Source organism: Nonomuraea sp. H19, from assembly GCF_052068215.1.
Classification (GTDB): domain Bacteria; phylum Actinomycetota; class Actinomycetes; order Streptosporangiales; family Streptosporangiaceae; genus Nonomuraea.
Window position 1 is genome coordinate 13,880 of sequence record NZ_JBQHCV010000007.1, and the last position, 18,608, is coordinate 32,487.

15 protein-coding genes and 1 pseudogene are annotated in these 18,608 nt (G+C 69.5%); 4 read left to right on the top strand and 12 right to left on the bottom strand.

What is annotated here, in order from left to right:
- Window positions 1-123: 123 nt before the first annotated feature.
- The 9 genes from ACTMTI_RS16490 to ACTMTI_RS16530 all read right to left on the bottom strand — a co-directional run bounded on the left by ACTMTI_RS16490 (window position 124) and on the right by ACTMTI_RS16530 (window position 10,606).
- Entirely contained in the window at window positions 124-1,764 is a 1,641-nt protein-coding gene (locus tag ACTMTI_RS16490; RefSeq protein ID WP_441121224.1) for an amidase, read from the bottom strand.
- 160 nt (window positions 1,765-1,924) lie between these two features.
- Window positions 1,925-3,631: an asparaginase domain-containing protein gene (locus ACTMTI_RS16495; protein ID WP_441121225.1), complete on the bottom strand. Its 1,707-nt coding sequence runs from the start codon at window positions 3,629-3,631 to the stop codon at window positions 1,925-1,927.
- 50 nt (window positions 3,632-3,681) lie between these two features.
- Window positions 3,682-4,476, bottom strand: coding sequence for an ATP-binding cassette domain-containing protein (locus ACTMTI_RS16500; protein WP_441121226.1), 795 nt, complete (start codon window positions 4,474-4,476; stop codon window positions 3,682-3,684).
- Window positions 4,463-5,494, bottom strand: a complete 1,032-nt coding sequence (locus tag ACTMTI_RS16505; protein WP_441121227.1) for an ABC transporter ATP-binding protein — start codon at window positions 5,492-5,494, stop codon at window positions 4,463-4,465. Before ACTMTI_RS16505 ends, ACTMTI_RS16500 begins: the two co-directional genes overlap by 14 nt.
- Window positions 5,495-5,540: 46 nt before the next feature.
- On the bottom strand, window positions 5,541-6,458 hold the full coding sequence (locus ACTMTI_RS16510; RefSeq protein ID WP_441121228.1) for an ABC transporter permease: 918 nt from the start codon (window positions 6,456-6,458) through the stop codon (window positions 5,541-5,543).
- Window positions 6,455-7,411 (bottom strand): ABC transporter permease, encoded by a 957-nt coding sequence (locus ACTMTI_RS16515; protein ID WP_441121229.1) that lies wholly within the window; start codon window positions 7,409-7,411, stop codon window positions 6,455-6,457. The genes ACTMTI_RS16510 and ACTMTI_RS16515 overlap by 4 nt, the downstream gene beginning before the upstream one ends.
- Window positions 7,408-9,030 (bottom strand): ABC transporter substrate-binding protein, encoded by a 1,623-nt coding sequence (locus ACTMTI_RS16520; RefSeq protein WP_441121230.1) that lies wholly within the window; start codon window positions 9,028-9,030, stop codon window positions 7,408-7,410. The genes ACTMTI_RS16515 and ACTMTI_RS16520 overlap by 4 nt, the downstream gene beginning before the upstream one ends.
- A gap of 230 nt (window positions 9,031-9,260) precedes the next feature.
- Window positions 9,261-9,473: a hypothetical protein gene (locus tag ACTMTI_RS16525; RefSeq protein WP_441121231.1), complete on the bottom strand. Its 213-nt coding sequence runs from the start codon at window positions 9,471-9,473 to the stop codon at window positions 9,261-9,263.
- Between the two features lie 179 nt (window positions 9,474-9,652).
- A complete protein-coding gene (locus tag ACTMTI_RS16530) occupies window positions 9,653-10,606 on the bottom strand; it encodes a HupE/UreJ family protein (protein ID WP_441121638.1) in 954 nt (317 codons plus the stop codon).
- 73 nt (window positions 10,607-10,679) lie between these two features.
- Here ACTMTI_RS16530 and ACTMTI_RS16535 point away from each other — a divergent pair, with 73 nt between their 5' ends.
- Window positions 10,680-10,811: a hypothetical protein gene (locus ACTMTI_RS16535; RefSeq protein ID WP_441121639.1), complete on the top strand. Its 132-nt coding sequence runs from the start codon at window positions 10,680-10,682 to the stop codon at window positions 10,809-10,811.
- A 45-nt stretch (window positions 10,812-10,856) separates the two neighbouring features.
- On the opposite strand, the gene ACTMTI_RS16540 is transcribed toward ACTMTI_RS16535, so the two are convergent.
- Window positions 10,857-14,738: a metallophosphoesterase gene (locus ACTMTI_RS16540; protein WP_441121232.1), complete on the bottom strand. Its 3,882-nt coding sequence runs from the start codon at window positions 14,736-14,738 to the stop codon at window positions 10,857-10,859.
- Between the two features lie 477 nt (window positions 14,739-15,215).
- On the opposite strand from ACTMTI_RS16540, the gene ACTMTI_RS16545 reads away from it, so the two are divergent.
- Together ACTMTI_RS16545 and ACTMTI_RS16550 are read left to right on the top strand one after the other, a co-directional pair.
- Window positions 15,216-16,328, top strand: coding sequence for a MerR family transcriptional regulator (locus tag ACTMTI_RS16545; RefSeq protein WP_441121233.1), 1,113 nt, complete (start codon window positions 15,216-15,218; stop codon window positions 16,326-16,328).
- Window positions 16,329-16,429: 101 nt separating this feature from the next.
- Window positions 16,430-16,759: a hypothetical protein gene (locus tag ACTMTI_RS16550; protein ID WP_441121640.1), complete on the top strand. Its 330-nt coding sequence runs from the start codon at window positions 16,430-16,432 to the stop codon at window positions 16,757-16,759.
- Here the strand turns inward: ACTMTI_RS16550 and ACTMTI_RS16555 are convergent.
- Together ACTMTI_RS16555 and ACTMTI_RS16560 are read right to left on the bottom strand one after the other, a co-directional pair.
- Window positions 16,752-16,808, bottom strand: a pseudogene (locus ACTMTI_RS16555) (hypothetical protein); the annotation flags it as partial. The gene ACTMTI_RS16550 and the pseudogene ACTMTI_RS16555 overlap by 8 nt on opposite strands.
- Before the next feature lie 18 nt (window positions 16,809-16,826).
- Window positions 16,827-17,783, bottom strand: a complete 957-nt coding sequence (locus ACTMTI_RS16560; RefSeq protein WP_441121234.1) for an ArsR/SmtB family transcription factor — start codon at window positions 17,781-17,783, stop codon at window positions 16,827-16,829.
- A gap of 55 nt (window positions 17,784-17,838) precedes the next feature.
- Between ACTMTI_RS16560 and ACTMTI_RS16565 the strand changes: the two genes are divergently transcribed.
- Window positions 17,839-18,606 carry an SDR family NAD(P)-dependent oxidoreductase gene (locus ACTMTI_RS16565; RefSeq protein WP_441121235.1) on the top strand — a complete coding sequence of 256 codons (768 nt, stop codon included), beginning with the start codon at window positions 17,839-17,841 and terminating at the stop codon, window positions 18,604-18,606.
- The last annotated feature ends 2 nt before the right edge of the window (window positions 18,607-18,608 follow it).

Genomic DNA, 18,608 nt, shown 5'->3' on the forward strand with positions numbered 1-18,608 from the left:
CCCTGCAAGCAGCAACGTGACGACCGCCGGTTTCGAGGCGACGATCGGCCGGTTAAGGTCCGGTTAAGAAGGTGCTGAACAGCCCTTTTGTGGCTGTCGGCGCGGATGTGCCGCTCGCTGCGTTCAGAGCAGCGCGCTGAAGCCGAGCGCGGGATCTTCGTACCTGACGGCCGGTATGTCGTACAGAGCGCCGACCGCCGGGCGCAGCTGATCGAAGCCCTCGGCGATGGCCCGCATCTCCGCCTCGTCCGGGTTCACCCGGGCGCCGGTCAGCAGGTGCCGCACCGCGGCGAGCCGGGCGTCCGCGAGCGGCACGTCCTGCCTGCGGACGGGCGGCGCGGCGTGCCGTGGGAGGTTCGCGCCGGACAGCGCGGCCGCGGAGGGCCGGCGCAGGTGCCAGTCGGTGCGCGTCTGGTAGGCGTCCCCGGCGCGGAGCACGGACGCCTCGTCGAACGGCCGGCCGCTGATCTGCATCCCGAACGGCATCCCCTCGGCGGAGAAGCCGATCGGCACCGACATCGACGGGTTCCCCACCGAGTTCCAGTACTGGGTGTGCAGGCCGCGCAGGGTGGCGAACGGCCGCACCGGGTCGGTGTCGGCGATGACGAACGCGGGCATCGTGCTGGCCGGATTGATCACCAGGTCGCACTGCGCGAACAGCTCGGCCATCGCCTTCTGGCCGACCCGGCGGACCCGCTGCGCCTGGACGTAGTCGGTCGCGCCCAGGGTGAGACCGCCGCCGAAGTAGGCACGGGCGCCCACCCCGTAGTCCGGCCAGCGACCGGGCAGGTCGGGCAGGTGATAGGCGGCCGATTCGGCGGCCATCGTGACGGACTGTGCGGTCACCAGCTCGGCGTACAGCGGCAGCACGACGTCGACCACCGTGGCGCCGCACTCCGACAGCACGGCGAGCGCGCCGGAGAGCAGGTCCGGCCACGACGGGTCGACGTCGCCACCGGCCCAGCTCGCGGTGTCCACGCCGATCCGCAGCCCGCTCAGGTCGCCGGTGAGGCCGCCGAGGTAGTCGTCCACCGGCCGTGCCGAGCTGTAGGGGTCGGTCGGGTCGGCGCCCGCCATCACGGCGAGCATCAGGGCGCAGTCGCGGGCGCTGCGGGCCATCGGGCCGATGCCGTCGAGCGTGTACGCCAACGGCGCGCACCCCGACTTGGGCACCCGTCCGAAGGTGGCCTTCAGCCCGGTGATCCCGCAGAACGCGGCGGGCATCCGGACGCTGCCGCCGGTGTCGGTGCCGAGGCCGCCGAGGAACATGCCCATGGGAACGCCGGCACCCGTGCCCGCGCTGGAGCCGCCGGGGGTGCGCGCCGGGTCCCACGGGTTGCGCGGGATGGGGAATGGCTTGTCCGGGTCGGGAAAACCGATCGCGAACTCGAAGGTGGTCGTCTTTCCCACGATGACGGCCCCTGCGGCGCGCAGCCGGGCGACGACGGGCGCGTCCGCGATCTGCTTGGACCAGGCCGGATCCAGCACCAGGCTCTGCGCCGTCGCCGGCGCTTCCACGGTCGCCAGGATGTCCTTGACGCCCAGGGGGATGCCGTGCAGCGGGCCACGGTCGACCCCTGCGGCGAGTTCCGCGTCGGCCCGGGCCGCGGCCTCCAGCGCCGTCTCGTCGAAACGGCGCAGGAACACCCCCAGGAGTTCGTCATGGGCGTCGGCGGCGGCCAGCGCCGCCTGGGTCAGAGCGACCGAGGTCACCTCGCCCCCGCGAAGGGCGGCCGCCGCCTCGGAGATCGTTGAACAGTTCACGCGCGTCCTCGTCGTGTTCCGGTGAGCCGCCCCCTGCCGTGCACTGCTGCACGTGCGCGGCAGGGCCGTTCACCTGGGCGTATTCAGGAGAGAGGGGATTCGGCAAAGAGTGGACGGGCGTGCCGGGTCGCCCGGCGTGCGAACGCCGGTGGGCAGCCCGCTAGTGAGTGTCGAAGATCTCCTGGTACTGGCGGGTGAGCTCCAGGACCGCCGCGATCTCGTCAGCCGTCGGGTTGTACGGGTCGCCGGCCGGAGGGAGGGCGCCGAGCTTCAGGAGCGCGGCCATCAGCAGGATCCTGGCCTTGGTGGAGGTCAGGTTGTTGCCGGAGATGAACAGCGGGTCCTGCTTGTAGGCCATGCCGCCGGTGTTCCCGCGCCCGACCCGCACCACCGGCATGCCGGAGAAGATCGCGACCTGCAGGGCGGCGTTCGTGGTGGGGTTGGCCGAGCCGTAGGGCGACATGCCCTCGCCCACGAAGCCGGACAGCGGGGCTGCGACGAGATTCGACGCGATGCGAGCGATGATCTCCACCTCGCCGGCGGGGTCGGGGTCCCCCTTGGGACCGGTCTCCAGGGAGGAGTACCTGCTGTACTTGGTGATCGTGACCAGCGGCATCGCCGACGCCAGCAGGTCGCCCCTGGCGTCCTTGACCGGCACCTCGATGGTGGTGACACCGTCCCGCAGCGACCCGGTCACGCCGGTGACGGTGCCGGGGAGCGCCGTCAGCCGCACCTCGGAGCGGTAGGTGTGCTTGCGGTTGGGGACGTAGGTCACCTGCGGCGGCCCGTAGCCGCCCATGTCGGCCACGACGCCGCCGTGCCCGCCGGCCACCTCGTACCCGCCCGGACGGGCGTCGACCTTGGTGACCTCACGCGCCGAGTAGACCATCTCGTCGACGACCATCACCGACCCGATCCGATCCCGTCCGGTGTCGTCGATCGCCGCTCCGGAGGTGATGAATTTGACGCCGTCCACGATGTTGCGGTCGCCGTCGGCGCTGAGCGTCTGGTGCGGGCGCTGCGCCGCGTGACCGACCAGCGGCACCGTGGTGTCGATGACGAGCCCGAGCCAGTACATGCTCTCCTCGGTCGTCGGACTGCCCTCCAGCCACTGGGCACCGATGTAGTCGCCGCCGGACAGGGCGTTCTGCACCATGTTGGTCGCCCTGACCAGCGCCGTCAGCGTCGGCTCCCGGCTGAGGTGGTGGGGGTAGTAGATGTAGTAGTCCTCGCCGAGGGACTCCGGCGCGATGTCGCCCTCACCGGTGTCGGTGCGCGAGGCCGCCGGCAGACCCTTGGTGTAGCCGCCGGGCGGCGCGGCGCGGTAGAAGTCGAAGTCCACCATGTTCGACAGCGCCACAGGGTTGCCGTCGCCGCCGACGCCGAGCCGGTCGATCTCCTCGTAGATGCGGCTGGCGTCGGGGTAGAAGGTCTGCCGCGAGGACCCGACGGCCGCGAACGGATGCGTCGTCGCGTCCTCCCACGGCGAGCCGTCCGCCTGGCGCGCCATGTAGGGCAGCGGGTACAGGCCGTCCTCGGGACTGATCGTCAGGACGTAGACGGGCGTCCCGCCGCCGGCGGGCTCGCTCTCTCTGAAGGCGCCCAGCGCGTCCAGCCAGCCGTCCGGCGCCGCGTACAGCTCGATGGCGTCCTTCTCCAGCGGGTGCGCGGTGTACGCCTCCACGTACACGGTCACCGGAGCGGCGATCCGCTGCGGGCGGAGCAGGTCGAAACGCGGGGAAGCGCCGTCCGGAGTGGCCAGGGGCAGGCCGTACTGGGCACGGGCCTTGTTGGAGGTGACGAGCGGCGGGCTGTTGCCGATCGTCGCGGTGGGTCCGGAGAACACCGCGATGCGGGGTCGGGCCATGGCAGTCCTTCCAAGGTGGTGGAAGTGGGGGTGGAGAGGGAGAACGACGATCACTTGGCGGGTTCGAGTACCGCGTCGAGGAGGAGGCGGGTCTCCTCGGTCTGGGGCGCCGAGAACAACCGGCTCACCGCGCCCATCTCGACGATCCGGCCGTTGCTGAGCACGGCGGCCCGGTCGCACATGTGCCGGACCAGCGACAGGTTGTGGGTGATCAGCAGGAGGGTGAGCCGCCTGCTCTCCTGCAGGTCCTTCAGCAGGTTCAGGATCTGCGCCTGGACGGAGACGTCGAGGGCGGAGGTCGGCTCGTCGAGCACCAGGAAGTCCGGCTCGCTGGCGAGCGCCCGGGCGATGCCCAGCCGCTGACGCTGCCCGCCGGAGAACTCGTGGACGTAGCGATCGGCCTGGTCCGGGTGCAGTCCCACGTCCTCCATCAGCTTGGCGAGCCGGCCGGGGATCTCGGGGCGGGGACAGGTCCCGAAGCGGCGCATGGGGAAGGCGATCTGCCGTCCCACTGGTATGCGGGGGTTGAAGGCGGACCCGTTGTCCTGGAACACGATCTGCATCCGGGCCCGCAGCCGGCGGAACTGGAGGGCGCCGAGTTGCTGCAGGTTGTACCCGTCGAACTCGCTGTACCCGCTGGTGGGTTCGACCAGCCGCAGCAGCATCCGGCCGATCGTGGTCTTGCCGGACCCGGATTCGCCGATGAGGCCGAATGTCTCGCCGCGTTCGATGTCGAAGGTGGCGCCGTGCACCGCGACCAGGTCGTCGCCCTTGCCGAACAGCCCCTGCCTGACGTAGACCTTGCGCAGGTCCTGGGTCTGCAGCAGCACATCACGTCCCGGCATGCTGCATCTCGCTTCCGGTCTCCGCGTACAGGTGGCAGACGGCCTGGTGGCTGCCGCCGAAGCCGGCGGTCGGCGGATCGGCCGACCGGCAGTCCTCCGTCGCGCGGACGCAGCGCGGGGCGAAGGCGCACCCCACGCCGAGCTCGATCGGGACGGGAGGCGCGCCGCCGATCTCGAACAGCCGCGCCCGCCGGGAGTCCTCTCCGTTCCCGCCGGCCCCTTCAGCGCGCAGCCTGGGGACCGACCGCATCAGGGCCTGGGTGTACGGGTGCCGGGGAGCGCTCAGCACGGTCTTCATGTCGCCGCGCTCGACGATCCGGCCGGCGTACATCACCGCGACGGTCCGGCAGAGCTTCGCCACCACGCCGAAGTCGTGCGTCACCATCAGGATCGCGGTGCCCAGCTCGGCGTTGAGCTCGAGCAGCAGCTCGATGATCTGCTTCTGCACGGTGGCGTCGAGGGCCGTGGTGGGTTCGTCGGCGATGAGCAGGTCCGGCTCACAGGCCAGGGCGAGCGCGATCACCACCCGCTGGCGCTGGCCGCCGCTGAGCTCGTGCGGGTAGTTCTTCAGGCGCCGGGCCGGGTCGGGGATGTGCACCCGCTCCAGCGCGCGCACGGCCCGCTCGACCGCCTCCTTCCTGGTCACACCCTGATGCAGGCGGATCACCTCGACCAGCAGGTCGCCGATGGTGAAGAACGCGTCGAGACTGGTCATCGCGTTCTGGAACACCATGCTGATCCGGGCGCCGCGGATGGCGCGCATCTGGCGCTCGCTCTTGGCGAGCAGCTCCTCGCCGTCGAAGATGATGCGTCCGCCCACGATTTTGGCGCTCGGCGTGCCGAGCAGGCGCAGGATCGACAGGCCGGTGACGCTCTTGCCGGAGCCGGACTCGCCGACCATCCCGAGGATGCCGCCGCGGGGTATCTCGAAGTCGACGCCGTCCACGGCCTTGACGACGCCGCGTTCGGTGGTGAAATGCGTCTTCAGTCCTTCGACGCGAAGGATGGGGTCCGTCATCGGTTCTCCTGCGCCTGGAATGCACGGACCGGCGCGTGACGGCCGGTCATCCGGTTTGCTTTCGCGGGTCGAGTGCGTCGCGGATCCCGTCACCGAGCAGGTTGAACGCGACCGAGACGACCAGGATGGCGAGCCCGGGGATGGTCGCCACGCTGGGATGCCCTTCGAGCAGGACCTCCCGCCCGTCGGAGGTCATCACCCCCCAGTCCGGCGCCGGCGGGGTCACGCCGACGCCGAGGAAGCTCAGCCCGGCCGCCGTGGTGATCATCACTCCGCACAGCGTCGTGCCGTACACCACCAGCGGCGACAGCACGTTCGGCAGCAACTGCCCGCGCAACACCTGCGACTGGGTCGCGCCGGCCGCCCTGGCCGCCTCGATGTACTCCTTCTGCGCCTCTTGCACGGTGGAGGTGTAGACGACGCGCGCCATGTACGGGATCAGCGTCACCCAGATGGCGAGCATCACGTTGCGCAGTCCGGGGCCCAGCACCGCGGCGATCGCGATGGCGAGCAGCACCAGCGGGAAGGCGAACACCACGTCAAGGGCGCGCATCGCGGCGTCGCCGACGCGGCCGCCGAAGTATCCGGCGCCGATGCCGATGAGCAGCGCCACCGGCACCGCGCACAGCACCGGGACGATCGCCACGGTGAGCGAGTACCGGCCACCCCAGATCAGCCGGGACAGCACGTCCCGGCCCTGCCCGTCGAGGCCGAGCGGGTGGCCTGGCGTGCCGATCGGGGCGAGCCGCCGGCCGGTGTCGCCCACGAGCGGGTCGAAGGGCGCGATGAGCGGGGCGAGGGCGGAGACCGCCATGACCGCCAGGATCAGCACGGCCGCGACCGCCGCCAGCTTGTTGCGCGCCATCGCGCGCAGCGCCATCCGCAGCCGGGAACGCCGCCTGGGGGCTGCGACGCGACCGGCCGGAGGGGCCGTGGTCTCGTTCTCGAGTGCGGCCGAGGTCATCGCGCCACTCCTCTCGTCCGGGGGTTCAGCATGGCGACCGCGAGGTCGGCGAGCAGGTTCACGATCACGAACACGACGGCGATGAACAGCACCCCGGCCTGGATGACGGGCATGTCGCTCGCCGTGATGGCGATGTAGAGCTGCTCGCCGAGGCCGGGCCAGCTGAACACCACCTCGGTGAAGATCACGCCGCCCAGCAGGTAGCCCACCTGGAGGCCGATGATGTTCACCACCGAGGGCAGGATGTTCCGCAGCGCGTGCCGCCAGATGATCAGGCGCTCGGGGACGCCGCTGGCGCGCAGCATCCGTACCGAGTCCTGCTGCAGGGCCTCGATCATCGTGGCCCGGGTCAGCCGGGCGATGATCGCCGTGGGGACCACCGCCGTGGTGGCGGCGGGCAGTACCAGGTGGGTCAGCAGGTCGGGCAGGCCGCCCGGCTCGCGCACGTCCTGCATTCCCGAGGTCGGGAACCACCCGAGGTCCAGCGCGAACACGCTGATCACGACGAGCGCCGCCCAGTAGACCGGAACGCTCGCGCCCGCCACCGACACCCCCATCGCGATCCTGTCCGGCAACGAGCCCGGGCGGGTGCCGGCCAGGATGCCGAGCGGAACGCCCAGCAGCACGCAGATCGCCAGCGTCCCGAACGCGAGGATCACCGTGTTCATCAGCTTGGGCACGATCAGGCTCATGACCGGCATGCTGAGCGACAGCGAGCTGCCCAGGTCACCGTGGACCAGACCGTCGAGATAGCTGAGGTACTGCACCACGAGGGGCCGGTCCAGGCCCATCTGGTGACGCAGCGCCTCGACGGCCTCCGCCCGCGCGGTGGGCCCGAGGATGACCCGCGCCGGATCGCTCGGCACCATCTGCATGATCAGGAAGACCAGGATCGTCACCCCGAGGAGCACCAGGACGGTCGAGGCGAGCCGCCGCAACAGGAAGGTGGTCATGAGCCGATGGACACCGGGGCGAGGTCGTACCACTCCTCGCTGGGCGAGACGAATCCGGTGACCTTCGAGCTCATCGCGTAGGGCGACTTGTCATTGACCACGGGAACCACGACCCGGTCGGCCTGCGCCAGTTTCACCGCCTGCTTCCACAGCTCATCGGCGGTCTGGTCGTCCTTGGCGGTGGCCGCTCGCTGCATCAGCGCGTCCAGCTTGGAATTGCTGTACTTGCTGATGTTCGCGCCGTTCGGCGCCTGCAGGGTGGAGGAGTTGAGGATGTACAGCCAGTACGGCGAGCTCATGCCCCACGACATCTGGGCCATCGAGGTCCCCGGCGGCAGGCCCTTGGACCACTTCGTCAGGTAGGCGATCCACTCGGTGGCGTCGATTTTCGCGGTGATGCCGACCTTGGCCAGGTCCTGCTGGATGTACTCAGCCATCTGCACCGGCAGGATCTGCCCCGAGCCGGACACCGAGGTGGTGATGGTGGTCGAGAAGCCGTCGGCATAGCCGGCCTCGGCCAGCAGCTTCTTGGCCTTTTCCGGATCGTAGCCGTAGGCGTCGGGGTCGATGACGGCGGCCGAGTTACCGGGCGGCAGGATGCTCTGCGCCGGGGTCACGGTGTCCTTCAGCAGCTCACTCGCCATCCCCTGGCGGTTGATGGCCAGGTTGATCGCCTCCCGGACCTTGAGGTTCTTGGTCGGCCCGTCGTGCAGGTTCAGGTTGAGGAACCACAGGTGCGGCGGTGCGCCTTCGGACACCTTGAATCCGGCCGCCTTCAGGCTCGCGATGCTGTCCGGGGACGGCACGGCGATCATGTCGACCTCGCCGGCGCGCAGCGCCGCGACCCGGGCGGAGGTGTCGGGCAGCGGGCGGAAGATCACCTTCGCCAGCTTGGCCTTGGTGCCCCAATAACCCTCGTTGCGGACGAGGGTGATGTGCTGCCCCCGCTGCCGGCCGACGTAGGTGAACGGCCCGGTGCCGAACGGATGGTCGGCGACGCCGTCGTTGCCGTACTTCTGGATGGCGGCGGGGCTGATGATCGCCTTGTAGCCGCCCTGCGTGAGCAGCCGCAGGAAGGCTGAGAACGGCTGCTTCATCTTCAGCACCAGGGTCATCGGGTCCGGGGTCTCGATCGACACCAGGTGCTGCCAGACGTAGCCGCTGTTGCCGGCCGCCTTGACGTCGTAGAACTCGAACTTCTTGTCCCACATGCGGCGGATGTTGAACTCGGCGGCGGCGGCGTTCATCTCCGTCCCGTCGTGGAACTTCACCCCCGGCCGGATCTTGAAGGTGTAGGTCTTGGCGTCCGGCGAGACCGTCCAGGACTCCGCCAGCATGGGCTTGAGCGGCGGGATGGGCACCTCGCTGGACGGCTTGGACAGGTCCTCGTCGACGAGGCCTTCGAAGATCTGGTGGAAGACCCGGGTGGTGACCCAGCTTCCCGTACGGGGCGGGTCGAGGATGTCGGCCTCGGATTCCATCCCCACGATCAGTGTTCCGCCGGGCGAGGACTTCTCCGTGGTTGTCGTGCTGCCGCAGGCGGCGAGCACGGAGCCTAGGGTGACCAGGAGCGCGGCCTGGCCGCGGAACATCAGGGTGCGGGATCTAGGACCGTTCACGGCGCACTCTCCGATAACTTGCGAGTTGCCGGAAAGCTAAGGACGAGGTATGTCTGACCGATTGCTTTCGTGTTTCTCATGTAATGCGCCGTTTGGGGGTTATTACGGCGCCCTACACCAGCCTGGCCGCGGCCGGAACGTGTGACGGCCCGGCGAGCCACACCCCACCTCCCGCAGGGGACCGATACGCCCGAGCCCTCACCTTTGGTGGTGATCGTCGAACGGTCGCATCAGGTCGAGGTCCTCGCCCCATGCGTCCAGCACCGCGCCGTGCCCGGCGCGCGGGCCGCCGCCTCGACATGAGCGAAGAGGCGCCGTTGCAGGAGCACGTCTCCCGTTCCCGAGATGCGGTCCGCGGCGTCCAGTAACATGCCGGTGTCCCAGCCGGGCAAGTCGAGCACGATCCTGGCGCGGGCGAGGGCGTAGCGCTCGAAGCCGGGCATTCCGGCCGTACGGAACCCGGTGCCTGTCGGGGCGGCCCGCTTGCCCGGGTCGCCCGCGCCGTCCGCGGCGGTACTTGGCCGCCGCCCGGAAGATCAACGCACGGGTGAACTCTATCGCCCAGGCCGTCCGAGAGGTACCGACGTGTGGTCGAGCTGTGGTTCTTGGCGTGGCAGCCGCGTCAGAGCGGCAGCGGGATGCGGTCGAAGAACCAGTACAGGCTGACCGCCACGATGGGGGCCGACATCGCGGCCACTGCCCACCGGGCCGCGGGCGTCCGGCGCAGCAGAAGCAGCAGCGGGAAGAGAACAGCGATGATCACGAGCTGGGTCACCTCGATGCCGAGGTTGAAGCTGAGGAGCGACAGGAGCAGGTCCCACGACCCGCTCTCGTCGATGTCCAGCGCGCCCGCGAAGCCCAGTCCGTGCACCAGGCCGAAGGCGAAGACGACCGGCAGCCGCCATTTGCCCAATCTGTCTTCCTGGCGGCCCCAGAGGTTGGCGAGCGCCACGACCGTGATCGACACTGCGATGACCGGCTCGACGATCTCTCCCGGAACGTCCACGACGCCCATCGCCGCCAGGAGGAACGTGATGCTGTGGGCGGCCGTGAAGGCGGAAACCGTGATGACGACGTCGCGGAAGCGGCGCGCGCCGATGAGCAGGGCGAGTAGGAAGAGGATGTGGTCGAGGCCGAACACCAGGTGCTCGGCACCGAGCAGAAGGAAATCCCAGACCTGATTCGAGGCCTGGCGCTCACCGATCCGCAGCGTCGGGTTCTTCGCGGCCAGGACCGCGGAGCCCTTCTTGCCGTCGAGGTCGTACCGGACGATCGTCTCCGTGCTGTGGACGAAGCTCTCGGCATCGGGGAACAGCGCGCTTGAGATCGCGTGGGCTCCCCCGCCCCCGCCCTCGCAGGTGAAGGCGAGGGTCAGCACCGCGAAGGCCGCCTTGCCGCGGACGCGCACGTCCGCGTCGCCCACCGTCGTGGGCGCGCACGGCTTGTCGTCGTACGCCACGGCGAAGCGGCCGGTGACATATTCGATCACCGCGGCGCGGTTGATCTTGAGCTGCCGGAGCTGCTCGGTCCGCTCCTTCGCCGCATAGGCCTCCGCGTAGAGCCAGGCCGACTTCATAAGGAGGTCGTACTCGAGGTCGAGCACGGCTTTGACGTTCGTGCCCGTACCGGTCACCTCGGCGTGGGCGGTCGTGGTCGCTTCGTGCGCCGCCGCCGGAGCGGGGTGCACCAGGTCGGCCAGCACGCCGCCGAGGATGACGGCGAGGACGACGGCGGACAGCCAGCTCCTGCGGGGCATGTCTCGTTTCTCCAGATCGGGATGAATGCCGCCCCGGACCCGGCCGGGGCGGCGATTGGTCAGGCGGTGATCAGCGTCGGAACCAGTGGTACATGGGCGAGTCCGGTCCCCACGTGCCCGGGCGGCCGTGCTCGTCCTTCGTGACGAAGACGCTCGGCTCAGAGGCGGTCATGCCGCCGCCCGCGGAGCGTGCCGTGACGAACCAGGCGTAGGCCGTGTTGTCCTTGAGGCGGTCCCAGGTCACCGAGGCGACCTGACCCGACGCGACCGTGCTCTTGCCGATGATCCGGGTGGGCTTGTAGAGCGCCAGCGAGTCGGTCTGGAAGCTCGTCGTGCGGGAGGTGAGATCGACCGGCAGCACCATGTTGTCCTCGAGCCCGTTGTAGCGGCGCATCGGGTCGAACTCGGTGGCGCCGAAGTCGTTGAGCAGCGGGGAGTAGGTGTCCACGCTCAGCTCCGCCCGCTTGACGTCGAACTGCAGCAGCCGGAAGAAGCTCGCGCCGAACTGGAGCTGGTCTGCCGGGTTGTATCCGCCGATCTCGGTGAGCCCGAGACGGTCGGCCGACACCGTGTAGAACTGGTAGTCCGCCAGGAGCTCGACGACGCCGTTGCCGATCTGGCCCACCTTCGGCTTCACGTTGGTGCCCACGCCGTGCTCGTGCCCGGCGAGGATGAGGAAGACGTTGGGGTTCTTCTCGACCACCGTCTTGTACAGCATCGAGCCGTCGGGTGCCGCGAATCCGGCGCCGCGCCCGTCGGGCTTGGTGCTCGGCACGATGTAGTCGTGCGAGAGCAGGATGCCGTTACGGCCCGGGAACTTCTTGAAGACGGAGTCGGCCCATTCGGCCTCCTCCCTCGTCACGCCGTACGACAGGCCGACCACGACGAAGTCCAGCCCGCCCGCGGAGAACAGGTCGTAGTGGTTCTGGTTGTCGCCTTCCTTCCACGGCCCGCCGTACTTGGCGTGCTGCCAGCCCTGCGACGCCGTCTGATACCGGCTGGGGCCGTAGTACTTGTTGTAGGTCGCGTCCGGCCCGGTCTCGGTGCCCGACTGGTTGTCGTGGTTGCCGGCGATCACGCCGTTCGGGATGGCCGCGTCGTCCAGCACGCGCTGCTGCTTCGACGACACCTCGAATTCGCCGGCGACCTGCCGCTGCATGGCCTCGTCCGCGGGCTTGCGGATGTTGTTCTCGATGATGTCGCCGGTGTGCGCGACGTACGAGATCTTGCGCTGGTCCTTGTTCGCGCTGATCCAGTTGACGATGCCGGCGTAGGCCGACTCCCACACCGCGCGCTCCTCGGCGGTCTCCTGCTCCACCGCGCCTTCGGAGATGTACTGGGTGTCGGTGAAGTGCACGATCGAGAAGTCGTAGGTGGCGGGGTCGGCGAAGCCGTTCGGGTCGCCGGGCTCGATGTCGTCGGCGAACGGGTCCTCGCCCGTCACCATGACGTGGACCTGCTGCTTGTCGATGTACTCCCCGTCGACGACGGCCGTGAGAACGGTCTTGCCCGCGGCGGCGCCACGGGTGCTCGTCAGCAGGTCCCACGCCTTGGTCTTCGTGTTCCACACCCGCAGCGACGCCAGGCGCTCGGGGTCGATGACGCCCTCCCAGCGCAGGACCGGGGAGTCCGCGTGACCCTTCACCTGGACGTCGTACCGCTGGTACGTGACCTCCTGGCCGGCGGGCGCGTCGAGCGTTTTGCCGTCGGCGGGCTCGAGCCCTTCGGCCTTGACGCGCTTCTCGCCCCGGACCTGCAGGGTCGTGGGGACGGACTCGGCCGTGCCCTGGAACACCTGGTTCGGAGTCAGGATCTCGGCCTCGGAGAACGTCGTTTTCACCGGCCCGCCGTCGGGTTCGGCCACCTTCGCCGAGAGCGTGACGGGATCCGACACGTCGACGGTCCCCAACGCCGGGGTCAGCTCGGTGGGTACGTCCGGGATGCCCGCGGACTCGAACACGATCTCGCGGGTCGTGGTGTTGCCGAGCCCGTCGGCGCCGGTCACGGCCAAGGTGTGCTTACCTGCCTGCAAACCGGGGCCCACCTGGGCGCCCAGCGCGACCGGCCGGCCGTCGAGCTTGACGTCGGGTCCGGACACGACGCCGGAGGCGTCCTCGAGCTTGACGTCCAGCACGACCGAGGCGGTGATCCTCTCCCCCGCGGCCGGCACGCTCTTGGCGACCGCCGGCGCCGAGTTGTCGGTGATCAGCAGGCGGGTGGCGACCTCGCCCGTGACCGACTTCGCGGCGATGGTGTGCTTGCCGTCCTTGAGTGCGGTGGTGTCGAGGTCCGCGCGCAGGCCGCGGGCCGGCGCGTCCACCAGGAATTCGAGGTCGATCTCGGTCAGCGGGTTCACGGTGTCGCCGCAGTTGCCGTCCCCCATGCCGTACGAGCTCTTGAGCATCTGGCCGGACGCCGTGCCCTGCGCCGGGGTCAGGGCGATGTTCGAGATCGCGAAGTCGTCGCGGTTGTTGCCGCACGACGTCGGGAAGGTGCCGGCCACGAAGTCGATCGTGTTCCAGCCCGGCACGAGGAACTCGTTCGGGATCGTGAAGTCGACGCGCCGGCTCACGAAGTCCCCGTCGAGCACGACCTTCTGGCCGTTGACGAGCACGAAGTTCTGGTAGCGCGCCTCGATCGCGTTGCCGCCCACGTTGAAGCTGAGGGTCGCGTTACCCGAGCCGAGCGTTTCGATGAGGTGCACCGCTGGGGCGTCGATCGTGTAACGCAGCGCGACCTCATGGAGAGCGGTCTGGCTGCTGCCGCAGGTGCCGTCGCCCATGTCGTACGACGGCTTGATGTCCTGGCCGGTCACGGTGGCGCCGTCGAGGGCGAGGGCGAGGTTCGCGATCGTGAAGTCGTCGCGGTTGTTACCGCAGGATTCCTTGTAGTCTCCGGTGACGACCTTGATCGTGTTGTCGCCGGGCACCAGGAACCGGGCCGGGACCGCGACGGTCACGCGCCGGCTCAGCCAGGAGCCCCCCAGGTCGATGCGCTTGCCGTTGACGAGCAGGAAGTTGTCGAACTTGTCGTCGATCGAGTCCGCGCCCACGTCGAAGCTGAACATCGCGGCGCCGTTGCCGAGCGTGGCCTTCGTGGCGGGTTCGGCGTCATCGACGGTGAGGGACGCGACGCCGCCCGCGCCGCCGGCCGGGACCATCGCGAAAACCGGCTTGGTGCCCGCCACGAGCGTGCCGTCTGTGGGTAGCAGCCGCGGTGCCCCAGCCGGAGCGTTGTTCACGGTCACGGTGTTCTTGACGGTCACCCCGGCCGCGGTCGTGGCGGTGATGGCGTGCTCGCCGTTGGCCAGCGTCGTCGTGTCCACGTCCGCGGTGAGACCCGTGGTGCCCTGCGGGTCGGACTGGGTGAAGAACTTGAGCGTGGCGCGCTTCAGCAGGGAGGTGTTCGTGCCGCAACTGCCGTCGCCGAAGGAGAGGGTGTAGGGGTTGTCCTCGCCGTCCGCGACCTCGCCGAGCAGTTCGAGGCCCACATCGGACAGCACGAAGTCGTCGTAGTTGAGGCCGCAGGAGGACTGGATCGCCCCGAGGACGATCTCGACGGTGTTCTCCCCCTTGACGAGGTGCTCGTTCGGGACCTCGATGGTCGCCCGCTCGTTCACGAAGTTGCCGATGTCGGTCCGGTATGCGCCGTTGACCAGCACGTAGCTGCGGTACTGCGCTTCCGTCGAGTTCGGGCCGACGTCGAAGCGGAGCTTGGAGACGCCCACCGTGCGGGTGGCGTCGAGCGCGGTGCCGTCGACGGCGAGTTGCGTGACGCTGTCACCGGCCGCGGCCGGGACTGCCGCGACCTTCACCGTGCCCTCGAGGTACGAACCGCTGCTGGGGGTAAGGGTCGGAGGGGTCTGGGAAGTGGTCGGCGTCGGGCTGGGCCGTCCGCGATCCTGTTCCCCGGGTCCCGGGTCGGCGTACGCCGCCGTCACGAGACTGCTCACGAGCAACACCGCGACGGCGGCGGCCGTGGCGAGCCGTCCTCGATTCCATAAGCCGCCCAACAACTTTCGTGCTGCCATTGGCTGCATCAGACGCAGTTCCTTCCATGACGTTCATAAGCAACCGATCAGGCGGCTTACTCTCGGGCGGACACACTGGATCTCACGAGTGAACGTTGTGCATGCAGAGGCTGAAGAGAATTGGAACTATCGCGTCATTCTGGATATCTGTCACGAGACAGGAACAAGTAGGTCACAAGTCGAACTAATAGGCACGTACCGGAAAAAGTGCTGCTCAGTACACGGTGGTGCGGCGAGCAGGCGGCGCTGTGGGTGTCTCCGGCAGGCATCGTGCAGGAGGCCTGTGATCATCACTTCCGGCATGTGACTGAAGGTGTCATCGTCACAGTGTTGACCTTCCCCTTGGGTGAAGCTGCAGCATCGACGGCACCGGCCACCGTGGCCGGACGAGGAGGAGTGGTGCGGCTGCTGACGATCGGGGCGTTCGCCCGGGCCGCGCGGCTGTCGCCGAAGGCGTTGCGGCTGTATGACGAACTCGGGTTGCTGCGGCCGGCCGCGGTGGACGGCGAGTCCGAATACCGGTTCTACGATCCGGGGCAACTGGAGCGGGCCCGGTTGATCGCCTGGCTGCGGCGGCTGGGCATGCCGTTGGCGCGTATCCGGCGGGTGTGCGACCTGCCGGCGAGCGCGGCGGCCGAAGAGATCGCCGGCTACTGGGAGCAGGTGCTGGCCGAAACCGCCGCCCGCGAGCAGTTGGCCACGTTCCTCGTCGACTATCTGTCAGGAAGAGGAAGCACCGTGGAACAGACGGCGACCATACTCGGGATCCGTTACGCCGCCCGGTCAGAGTCGGCACTGGTGCGCACGAGCAACCAGGACACCGCCTACGCCGGCCCCCGGTTGCTCGCGGTGGCCGACGGGGCAGGCGGCTCGGGCGGGGACCTCGCGAGCGCAGCGGCCGTCGACGCGCTCAAACCGCTGGAGACCCTGGCGGTACCGGCTGAGGGCCTGCTCGGCGCCCTCACCGACGCAGTAGGTGAGGCCGACCGGGCCATCGGGGAAATCGCCGCGTCGACGCCGTCGGGTGAGGCGGTCACCACGTTGACCGCACTGCTGTGGTCGGGTTCCCGGCTGGCGCTGGTGCACATCGGTGACACCCGGGCGTACCTCGTACGTGACGGCGAGCTGTTCCAGATCACCCATGACCACACCTACGTGCAATCGCTGGTCGACGAAGGCCGGCTGACCGCGGAGGAAGCGGCCTCGCATCCGCAACGCTCGCTGCTCGCCCGAGCGCTGACCGGTACGGGCGGGGGCCAACCCGAACTGTCTCTGCACGGGGCCGTGCCTGGTGACCGGTACCTGCTGTGCTCCGACGGGCTGTCCACCGTCGTACCGGACGAATCGCTGCGCGAGGTGCTGACCGGCCCGGGTGCACCCCAGCAAGTGCTCGACGAACTGATCGCGCGGGCGTACGCCGCCGGCGCCCCCGACAACATCGCCTGCGTCGTCGCCGACGTGGTGAGCCTGGAGACACCGGCCGCGGCCGACGCCGGCGGCACCGGGCAGTGACCAGGTCAACGGCCCGGCCACTCCACGCCTGGACGGTTGACCGCCGCCCGCTGGCCATCGCGGCCTACCGGCGGCTGTGGGTGGCATCCGCGGTCTGCGCGGTGGGCGGTTCGTTCAGCGTGGTCGCTGTACCGGCCCAGCTGTTCACGGTGACCGGCTCCTCGGCAGCCGTGGGCGCTGCGGGCGCGGTGTCGTTCGTCGCGCTGGTCGTGGCGGCGCTATGGACCGGTGCCCTCGCCGACGTCATGGACCGGCGAAGAGTGCTGCTGGCGGCCCACATCGGCCTCGCTTTCACGTACGCGGCCTTGTGGACCCACGCCGCGCTGGGCGGGCGCTCCGTCCCCATCCTGATGATGTCGGTCGCCTGCCAGGGTGTTCTTCGGCGTCGTGCAGAAAGAGCAGGTCGATGCGGTCAACACCCATGCGGGTGAGGGAGTCCTCGACGCTGCGCCGGACGCCGTCGCGGGAGAAGTCCCAGATCCGCCGGTGCGTTGCCGCTCAAGGAGGGTCGGCGAGGTGGTCGCCGAGCGCGGTGCGGCGGTACAGAACCTGTCGTCCGGCACGGGCCCGGGTGACCAGGCCCGTGCCGTGCAAGACGCGCAAGTGCTGTGAGACGGCACTGGGGGTGACTCGTAGGCGGCGGGCGAGCTCGATCGTCGGCAGCGGCTCCTCGAGCAGATGGAGCAACCTGGCGCGGGGCACGCCGAGCAACGCGGTCAGTGCGGTCGCGTCCGGGGCCGGCGGCGGCGTCCATAGCGTGGCCACGGCACGGCTGGGGTACACCAAGCTCGGCGGTTCCTGCGAACTGACCGGTGGGGCGGGCTTGTGGGCGAACACCGACGGCATCAGCAACAGTCCCTGGCCGGACGCCGCGACATGGTGCCGGCCGATCATCTTGGAGATGTACAGCACCCCCTCATGCCAGCGCAGGTTCGGGTGCATGTCGGCGAACAGCAGCCGTGCGCCGCCCACGGCCAGTCGCCGCGCCCGGTACGTCATGTCGGCCTCCAGTACCCGCCGCATCTGAGGCCAGGCCGGTTCGATGGCCAGTTCCCAGTAGCGCTGCAGCAGCTCACAGGCCGCGTCGCGGAACCTGACGGCGGAAGCGTCGTCAGCGGGGATCGGCCCGTGGATGAGCGCGGCCGGCAGGTCACGGCGGACCAGCTCCGGGGCCGTCTGCCGGACGAGGGACAGTTCTTCGTCGAACGTCGGCGCGAAGGTCGTCGGTCGAGGGGTCAGGAAGTCAGGAAGGGCGAGCTTCTCCCCGACCAGAGACACCAGCGGATCGACATCGGTCGCGTCGAGTTCGCCGAGCACCGCCCTGCGCCACGGCAGATGCAACACGTGCAGGCCGGGGTCACGCAGGACCCGCAGGCTGGTGACCGTCTCGGACAGGGGTGAGATCGCGAACCGGGTGTCGGCGAGGTCCTCGACGCCGAGCTCGTAGCTGATCATTAAGCTATACGCTACATCAATTGGCGGCACGACGCCGAGGCGCTGGGCTTGCGGCATGACACCTGCAACTCACGGACAGCGCACCGCGATCGTGACCGGGGCGGCGCGCGGCATCGGCGCCGCGGTGGCCGGGCGGCTGGCGTGCGAAGGCCTGGCGATCGGAGTGATCGACCTGGATGAGGCCGACTGCGCCGGCACCGTTGAGATGATCATCGCCGGGGGTGGATCGGCAATGGCGGTCGCCGCCGACGTCGCCGAGGAGGCCGCGGTCATCGACGCCGTCGCCCGCATCACCACCGAGCTGGGGCCGCCGACGGTGCCGGTCAACAACGCCGGGATCGGCCCGCGGGCCGATCTGGTGGAGCTGACCACGCAGCAGTGGGACACGGTCCTCGGGGTCAACCTGCGCGGGCCGTTCTTCCTCACCCGGGCCGTCGTCCCCCACATGCTCGAGGCCGGGTGGGGGCGGATCGTCAATGTGTCGAGCATCTCGGCAGTCGGCGACGCCGCCCGGGTCGACTACGGCAGCGCCAAGGCCGGTCTGATCGGCTTCACCAAGTCGCTGGCCCTTCAGCTCGGCCGGCACGGCATCACCGCCAACGCCATCGCGCCCGGCTTCGTCGTCAGCGACATGACCAGGGCCTCGGCCCGCCGGCTCGGCCACGAGTTCGCCGAGTACCAGCGCGTCGCGGCCCAGTCCATCCCGGTCGGCCGTGTCGGTCAGCCGGAGGACATCGCACACACCGCCTCCTACCTGGTCAGCCCCGAGGCAGGGTTCGTGTCCGGCCAGGTCGTCTACGTCGCCGGCGGACCGGTGGACTGACC